Genomic DNA, 7,959 nt, shown 5'->3' on the forward strand with positions numbered 1-7,959 from the left:
TGCCGGTGCTGATCGCGGACGCCGCCGACCCGCCGACGCCCACCCAGATCGGAAGGGTGCCGCCGTCGGCGCGGGGCGCGATGTCGGCGTCGACCAGCGGGGCGCGGAAGCGCCCCTGCCAGGTGAGCGGGTTCCGTTCCCGGATCCGGAGCAGCAGGTCGAGCTTCTCGCGGAAGAGGTCCCCGTAGTCCCGCAGGTCGTAGCCGAACAGCGGGAAGGACTCGGTGTAGGAGCCGCGGCCCGCGATGATCTCGGCCCGGCCGTGCGACAGCAGGTCGATCGTCGCGAACTGCTCCCAGACCCGGACCGGGTCCTCCGAGCCGAGCACGGTGACCGCGCTCGTCAGCCGGATGCGCTCGGTCGCCTCCGCCGCGGCCGCCAGCAGGATCGCCGGCGCCGACCCGACGAAGTCGGAGCGGTGGTGCTCGCCGACGCCGAACACGTCGAGGCCCGCCTCGTCGGCGACCTTCGCCTGCTCGATCGTCTCGCGCACGCGCCGCCGGGGCGACGGCGCCCGCCCCGTGGCGGGGTCCTCCGTGACCTCGCCGAAGGTCATGATCCCGATCTCGAACGTCATCGCCGTCCCCTCTCCGCCGGCGGGCCCGTCCCGCGACGCCCCGAATAAGTTATCTGCACAGGCAAATATTCCGGGACGCGAAGCCGCCGCCGCGCGGGACGGAGGGACGGCCTCGGCGCACCGGGCGTCCGCGGGACGCCCGGGCCGGTCAGCGGGGGACTATCGCGGTTCGGCGGCGAGCCGCTTCCAGACGCGGGCGAGGTGGCGGAGGTCGTCCTCGTCGAGCCGGTCGAAGAAGAGCCTGCGGAGGTCGCCGTACTGCTGCCGCCAGGCCTCGCGCAGCAGGGCGCGGCCCTCGTCCGTCAGGGTGACCTCGAAACCGCGGCCGTCGTCGGCGGAGCGGCGCCGCTCGATGAGGCCGCGCCGCTCCAGGCGGTCGGCGAGGCGGGTGAACCCGCCGGAGGACATCAGCCGGCGCTCGGCCAGCTCGGACATCCGCATGCCCTGCGGGCCGGCCTCGCCGACCAGGGCGAGCACGCTGTACTCGGACATGCTCACGTTCAGGGGCGCGAGCCCCTCCTGGATCGAACGCCAGATCCGGTCGTGGGTGATCAGGAAGCCCCGCCAGGCCTCGTCCTCCAGAGGGCGCAGCCTCTCAGTCGCCATGGCGGCACTGTACCGGCGTGCGGAAACGCGGCGGGGCCGGGCCGCGGGGCCCCCCCCCCCCCCCCCACGACCGGCGCCTCCTCGGCGGGCGCCGGGGCGATCACCTCGGCGGCTCCGCGGCCGGGGACGCGCCCGGCCCGCCGTGCGACGGTCAGCAGCGCGGCCTGGTCCAGCAGCCGGCCCGCCTTGTCGGGTTCGGGGCCGTCCGGCGCCTCCGGCAGGACGGGCGGGTCGCGGCGCTCGGTGCCGAGGAGCGCGGCGGTGACGTGCTCGTTCCAACCGGTCACAGCAGCACGGCCCCTTCGTCGGCCTGCCAGGCGGTCAGCGGCCGGAGCCCCTCCGGCGTCCACTCCCCGGCGAGCGTGACGGGCCCGCCGCCGGACACCGCCAGCAGCCGCCAGGGATCGGCGGTCCGCAGCGGCAGCGCGTCGCCCGCCTCGTCGACCACGTGCAGGCCGCCACCCTCGCCGCGGGCGAGCCGCACCGCGTCCAGCGTCGCGGGCCAGCGCTCCAGCCACGGGTCGCTCGCCAGCGCCGCGGCGTGGTCGTCCAGGAACCCGGCGACGGACGTCCCGCCGGGCGCCGCCGGGACGGCCGGGCCGTGGCGTTCGGCGACCAGCGCCCGCAGCGGCCGGGCCCCGGGGTAGAAGGCCAGCTCGGCGTCGACCTCGGTGCCGACGGCCAGCGAGGAGTCCAGCGCCGCGCCGGGCGCGGCGAACGACAGCACGAGCGCGGGACGCCCGCTCTCGCGCCCCCGCAGCCAGATCCGGCGGGTGGTGAGCTGGTCCTGCACGGTGTCCCGCGCCCCCGTCACGCACCAGCGGTCCCGGACGCGTTCCCCATGACCCAGCACGTCGTCCTGCGCGACGGTGAAACCGACCCGCGAACGCACGGTGTCGCGCAGCCCGTCGGGCAGTTCCTCCCGCCGCCGGTAAGCCTGGACGAGCAGCCGCAGCAGCGCGTACTCCTCCAGCAGCCGGTCGGGCCAGCCGGGCTGCCGGGGGATCGCCGCGAGCGCCCTGACCTGCCCCGCCAGCGCACCGGCCTGCGCGTCGACGAGCCGGCGCGCGGCGTCGTCCCACAGGCCGTAGGGCGCCTTCTCCGCCTGCGCGAGCCCGTGCGTCACCTGGTCGCGGAGCCACTGGTCGAGCTCGGCGAGGCCGTCCTCGACCCGCCGCTCGCGCCGCTCCACCGTCTTCGGGTCACGCGCCTTCGCCGCCCCCGCCGCCTTGCGCTCGAGCTCCTTCCCGGCCCGGTCGCGGCGCTGCTCGATCCACTCCGCGGCCCAGCCGGGGCGCGCCCCGGCCGCGACCGCCCCGTCCGACCACAGGAGCAGCAGCCCGAGGACGTGCTTGCACGGGATCTTGCGGCTCGGGCACGAGCAGCGGAACGCCGGCCCGGCCAGGTCGGCGCACGCCCGGTAGACACTGCTGCCGCTGCCCTGGCACTCGCCCCAGACGGCCTCGTCGTCGCAGCCCGTCCCGCCCCACCGGGCCGGCCGGGCGACGCCGCCGGCCGCCTTCGCGGACGCCGCGTCCGGCGCCAGCGCGGCGACCCGCCCCCGATCCCATCGACCGCTCACCCCCCGAAACTATCCGCCCCGTCCGACATCCTGCCCGCAGGCGGTCACCACCCTTCGGCGAGAAGGGCGGCGACGGTGGCCGCCAGGCCCGGTACCAGGAGCATCAGCGCTCGGTCGACGCTCTGGAACTTGCGCGTCGCGATGGTGCTGTTGACCCAGAGTTGCTGGCACAGCTCGCGCGTGAGCCGATCGCCATCCGCCATGAGACCGGCCGACTCGGCCGCGAACGCGGCCCCCGACGCGTACAGCCGGGAGATGTCGACGAAATGCAGGCCTGAGTGCGGCGGCCCCTTCCATACGACCGGACGCAGAGCGCGGATGGCCATGCAGGCGGTACCGAAGACCATGGCCAGGCCCGCCGTGAGGATCGCCGTCCGGAGTCCCGGGTGCCGCTCGACAGGCAGCGCCGAGACGATCCATCCGCCGAGCAGCCCGCTCAGGGACAGCAGGGCCGCCGCCTTGGCGTCGGCGACCCGTATCCAGCCGTTGACCTCGGCAAGAGCGCGCCACGCGTCCTCGGTGCTCACGGACGGGCCTCCCCGTTCCACCGCGGCTCCGCGCTCCACCTGGCCTGCTCGCCGGTGCCGAAGGGCGCGGGGGCCAGCTCGGGCGGCCGGTCGATGCCCATCAGGTCCATCAGCCGCCGCAGGACGGTGTCGTTGCGGATCATCAGTTCGAAGGCGTTGGCGTCCTCGTACTCTTCCGCCTGCTCGGTGACCAGGCCGGTGAGTTCCCTCGCCTGCCTGCGCCGTTCTTCGAACATCTCTTGAACGGCGGCCCCGACACCCTCTGACGTCTCCGCGAGGGTCACCGCATACGGGGTGGCCCAACGGCTCTGGCCGCTCTCCAGGAACGCCCGCCACAGTTCACGGCGCTCGGTCAACAGCGGAACGAGCCGCTCGGCCAAGGCGTGGTCGTTCTCGGTCCGCTGCCGCCGATCCCACGCCGCCTGCTGCGCCTTGCGCACGGCTTCGTCCGGCTTCACCACGGTGTGGGGCTCGATCGTGCGCGCCGTGCCGCTGATCCTCCCGAGCGCCCGGTACTCGAACAGGGCCTCGGCGAAGACGTCCTCGACGATTCGGCTGATCCGCGCCTCCGCCGTCGCGGCCTCGTACGGCGCAACGGTCCGGGACACCGACCGGACCCTGGTGAGGAGCCGGTCACGGAGGGCCGGGTGGTTCTCCTTGGCCCGTTCGATGAGTCCCTCGACACTCGCGATCCCGGTGACGCACCAGAGGAAGTGCACCTTCACCGAGAAGTCGTAACCGTCGCCCTCGGCGGGGGAGGCGAAGGCGAAGCCGTCCGGCCAGTGCACGGCGCGTTCGCGGTCGCGTTCCATCAGCCGGCGCAGGCGAGCGCGGAGCCGTCCGTCGGCCGGCGCCTTCTCCACCGGCCCGTGATCGCACGCCGTCTTCAGGTATGCCGTCATGTCGTCTCCTTGACGTGGATGAATGAACGGTGGGCGCGGCTCCCCGGCTGCCACGAGCCGAGGTAGAAGGCGAGCGGCTGCCGAAGGCGGGGTTCCTCCTCGAGGCGCAGGCGCAGCCCGGTCAGGTCCGTCCCTCTCTTGTGCCACGCCCGCAGCGCGTCCCATGGCTTGCGCCCGCACTGCCGGGACGTCAGTACCTGCCGCCACAGCCCGGCGACGAGCGCCGGTTCGTCGCCGAACAGCGCCATCAGCTGAGGTACGCCCTCGGCGTCGTCCAGACGAGCCAGTTCGGCCAGGCAGCCGGCGGCGATCCGGCGCACATGCGGCTGAGGGGAACCGCACCAGGCGGCCAGCGCCCGGACGACGGTCGGCCCTTGCCCTCCGGCGAAGATCTCCGCGACCGACATGGCGATCGGCTGCGCGAGGGCCGGGGCGTCCTTGAGGGCGATCTGGCGGAGGCCCCGCAGCGCCCGTTCGGGGTTCTGGACGCCCAGGCATGTGCCGTACATGCGCAGCGCGGTCGACCGCTGGGCCCCGTTCCGGCCCCGCGCCCACGCGTCGGCCGCGTCGAAGACGCGATCGAGCCGGGCCGGTTCGCGCTTGACCGTCTCCTCCAAGGCCCAAGCCGTCACCTGGTGCAGCGATTGCCGGTTGCTCTTCGACCAGGCCACGAAGCAGATCTGCGCCATGAAGTCGAAGTCGTAGACCGCCAGCCGGCCGAGGGCGAGCGCAGCGAGCGCCCGGACCCGCGAGTCGGAGTCCTCGGCGAGTTCGCTGAGCCAGTGGAGCAGTGCCTCGTGGGCGACGACGTAGTCGAACCAGACGACATGGAGCACCGCTTCGGCCAGGCCCGCCCGCATGGGGATGCGGCGGTCCACGTCGATGGGGCGTTCGAAGGCGTCGTGGCCGGCGTCCCCCGCAGGCTCTCCGAGCCAGGCGGTGAGGATGTCGCCGAACGGCAGTTGGCCCAGCTTGGCGTCGGTCTTCTTCTTCTCTGTCTCGTACAGCTGTGCCGCCAGGCTCTGCGCGGCCCGGCACACGTGCACGGCGGGCAGGACGTGGAGCACCGACCAGGCGATGAGGAAGGCGCGCCGGACGAGGTCGCGTTCCTCAGGCTGTCCGTCACGGATCTGCGACAGCCGCGTGCGCGCCTCGGCTCGGAGCGGGTGCGGACGTTCGCCCATCACCTGGCCGACCGTCCGCCCTCGGGCGAGGCCGCGAGCGACGGCGCGGGCGAGCCCCGCCGCTTCTCCCGGTGTGCGCGGCGGCGGGTCGGCGGCCCGGAGAGCCTCCGCCATCGCGGCTTCGTCGTCGGGCAGCAGGACGCGCAGATGGCGGCTCAAGACATCCAGCGGATCAGGCGGCTCGTGGTGGACGATCAGGTCGTCAAGGGCGTCGGCGGTGCAGTCGGCGGCCACAATGATCACGAGCCAAGCGTTGCGCGCCGCGAGCAGGTTCTGGCAGCCCAACGCCGCAGGGGCCTGCAGCCGGGTCGCCCAGCCGGCGCCCCTCGCCTCGAAGACGTATCCGCAGTCAGGCTCGATGATCTCTGCGGTGAGGGAAGCCGGGGACCGGTCCCCCGTGACCTCCCGAATCCGGCCGGCGAACAGGGACAGCGCCGCTATCGCCGTGGTCGTGGCTCCGGAGCGCGGCCCTGCGCGCAGGACGGCCACCCGCCGCCGGGTGAGGGCCGCCGCGAGCATCCGCCTGGACGGTGTGGCGGCGAAAGTCGCACGGTGGGCGGTGAGATCGGCGTCCCCCGTCACACAGTCGCGGACCTCCCACCGTTCGCCGGTGCCGGTCCGGTGGACGGTGATGTTGATCTGGTCGCGGCCGATCGCGTCGCCGCCGGTGGACATGGCCCGGATGTGGCGGATCTCGGCCAGCCGGCGGCGCACCTCGGCCGGGCTCAGTGCGGCGTCGGGCTCCTCCTCGAGCCCGGGGGCGCCGTTGCCTTCGGGCGGTCTCCGGGCGGCAGGGCGACTGCGATCCTCCGCCCGCCTCGGATGGGGGTCGCCTGAGACCGTCGGGGCGTCATGCTGCCGTGGGGCTTCCTGCTTCTCCGGTCGCGGTTCCGGTTCGGCCTTCGGGTCCTGAGCGGCGGAGCCGGCCTGCTCCGCCGGTCTGTCATCGCCCACTGCCGCTCCCGTAGTGGTTGTGCTGGTCGCGGCCTATGGCGACCCCCTGCTCGCCGGTGGCCACGGCGGCCGCATGTATCTCCTGCCGGGATCCCGGCCGGGTGGCCTTGGGCTCTCGCGCATCGGCCGGCGCGGGCGCGGCCTCGTCGCCGGGACGGGCTGGTCGGGCCGGCGCGACCGGCGTGCGGGCACCCGGACCGCCGAGAAGCCGTACGTGCCCCATGCCGGTGAACTCCTTCAACCGGACTTCGACCGGCGTGAAGTCGACGGCGCGCAGCCCGCGGTAGCCGGGCTCGACGATGTCGCGGAACAGCGCGTCGGATACGATCAGGGCGAGGTCGGCGTCGCTCGACGCCAGGGCCCGCTTGAGGACCGACGAGTCGAGCAACCGGCAGGTCTGGACGGCGGCCGGCCCGGGGAGGCCGTTGCGGCCGAAATGCACCATCCCGGAGTGGACCGCAACGCGGAGTCTGAGCCGCAGCGCCGGATCCTGGACGTGATTGACGCGGGCCAGCCGGTTCGTCAGTTCCTGGACGAGGTCGGCGACGACGACCGGTTCGGGCGCGTCGGCGGGCAGCACCGCCACTTCGGCGTCGCCCTGTGCCTGCTTGTACCAGCCGGAGCGGTCGAGCCCGGACAGCGTCGCAGCGGTGTCCAAGGCGTCGATCAGCGTCTCCTGGATGTCCACCTGCTGCAGCGAGCGGGCGCTGCTGTACTGATGGACGTCCACGGCGACGACGGTTCTGCGGACGGGGGTGTCGGGGTCGCTCACGGTCACGCTCACCTATCTGGTCGGGGACCTTGTCGCAACGAGCTTCCCTCCGGCCGTCCGGCGCGTCCCCGGCGCAGTACGGAATCACGGCGTCAGAAGCGCGGCATTCTGGAGGGCTGGCATGTCGTGGACCGCGAGCCTGCGGTAGCCCGTGCTGAGCGCCTCCGCCGCGCGGAGCCGGCGGAGAGTGATCTGGGCGGTCTCCACGGATGTGCCGCTCAGGTCGGCGAGTTCGTGCTGCGTGATCGGCACGTCGCACACCCAGCCGCGGGGACGCTGGCGGCCGTAGGTTTCGATCAGCTCCAGCAGGACGCGGGCGACGCGGACGGGTGCGGCGCAGCCGGCGAAGTCGAGCCGGCGCCGGTTCGCCTGCCGCAGCCGGTAGGCCAGCATCCGGTTCAGAGCGAGGTTCGCTTGCGGGCGGCGGCTCAGGTAGCCGAGGAAGTCGCCCTGGGTGATGACGGTGACCTCGACGGGGCTTGACGCCGTGACCGTTCCCGACCGGGGGTGCTCGTCGAGAGCGGCGAGTTCGCCCACCACGTCGCCGCGGGTGCGGATCGCGAGCAGGGTCTCCCGCCCGTCGACCAGCCGACCGGTGATCTTCACGAAGCCGGCTCTGAGGAGGACGACGAACGTGGAGTCGTCGCCCTCCTCGAGGATTCTGTGGCCGCGGCCGAAGCGGCGTTCGGTGCCCAGCGTCAGCAGCTCGCGGCGGCAGCCGTCGGGGAGCCCGCCGACGAGGCTCGACGCGGGCCAGATCGAGTCCGCGGCCCGCGGGGCGGGCCGCCGCGGGGGGGGGCCCCGGAGCCCGCCAGGGCCGCCGCGGCCGCGGGGGGGGGCGGGGGGGACGGCCTC

General features: G+C 74.0%; 9 protein-coding genes. All 9 read right to left on the reverse strand.

Annotated elements, in window-relative coordinates:
• A partial coding sequence (locus ABZ914_RS41700; protein ID WP_500200208.1) for an LLM class flavin-dependent oxidoreductase occupies positions 1 to 577 on the reverse strand: 577 nt, incomplete at its 3' end.
• A gap of 159 nt (positions 578 to 736) precedes the next feature.
• On the reverse strand, positions 737 to 1,183 hold the full coding sequence (locus tag ABZ914_RS41705) for a MarR family winged helix-turn-helix transcriptional regulator (RefSeq protein WP_500200209.1): 447 nt from the start codon (positions 1,181 to 1,183) through the stop codon (positions 737 to 739).
• On the reverse strand, positions 1,129 to 1,470 hold the full coding sequence (locus ABZ914_RS41710) for a DUF5691 domain-containing protein (protein WP_500200212.1): 342 nt from the start codon (positions 1,468 to 1,470) through the stop codon (positions 1,129 to 1,131). Before ABZ914_RS41710 ends, ABZ914_RS41705 begins: the two co-directional genes overlap by 55 nt.
• The gene (locus ABZ914_RS41715) at positions 1,467 to 2,765 is read right to left on the reverse strand and encodes an SWIM zinc finger family protein (RefSeq protein WP_500200214.1); all 1,299 of its coding nucleotides are present in this window, start codon (positions 2,763 to 2,765) and stop codon (positions 1,467 to 1,469) included. Before ABZ914_RS41715 ends, ABZ914_RS41710 begins: the two co-directional genes overlap by 4 nt.
• 44 nt (positions 2,766 to 2,809) lie before the next feature.
• Positions 2,810 to 3,292: a Pycsar system effector family protein gene (locus ABZ914_RS41720; protein ID WP_500200215.1), complete on the reverse strand. Its 483-nt coding sequence runs from the start codon at positions 3,290 to 3,292 to the stop codon at positions 2,810 to 2,812.
• A complete protein-coding gene (locus ABZ914_RS41725) occupies positions 3,289 to 4,194 on the reverse strand; it encodes a hypothetical protein (protein WP_500200217.1) in 906 nt (301 codons plus the stop codon). The genes ABZ914_RS41720 and ABZ914_RS41725 overlap by 4 nt, the downstream gene beginning before the upstream one ends.
• Positions 4,191 to 6,092 (reverse strand): hypothetical protein, encoded by a 1,902-nt coding sequence (locus ABZ914_RS41730; RefSeq protein WP_500200218.1) that lies wholly within the window; start codon positions 6,090 to 6,092, stop codon positions 4,191 to 4,193. The genes ABZ914_RS41725 and ABZ914_RS41730 overlap by 4 nt, the downstream gene beginning before the upstream one ends.
• Positions 6,093 to 6,321: 229 nt before the next feature.
• Positions 6,322 to 7,104, reverse strand: a complete 783-nt coding sequence (locus tag ABZ914_RS41735; protein WP_500200220.1) for a nucleotidyl cyclase domain-containing protein — start codon at positions 7,102 to 7,104, stop codon at positions 6,322 to 6,324.
• Positions 7,105 to 7,188: 84 nt separating this feature from the next.
• A partial coding sequence (locus tag ABZ914_RS41740) for a Crp/Fnr family transcriptional regulator (protein WP_500200222.1) occupies positions 7,189 to 7,959 on the reverse strand: 771 nt, incomplete at its 5' end.

Source organism: Spirillospora sp. NPDC046719 (assembly GCF_040645715.1).
GTDB lineage: Bacteria > Actinomycetota > Actinomycetes > Streptosporangiales > Streptosporangiaceae > Spirillospora.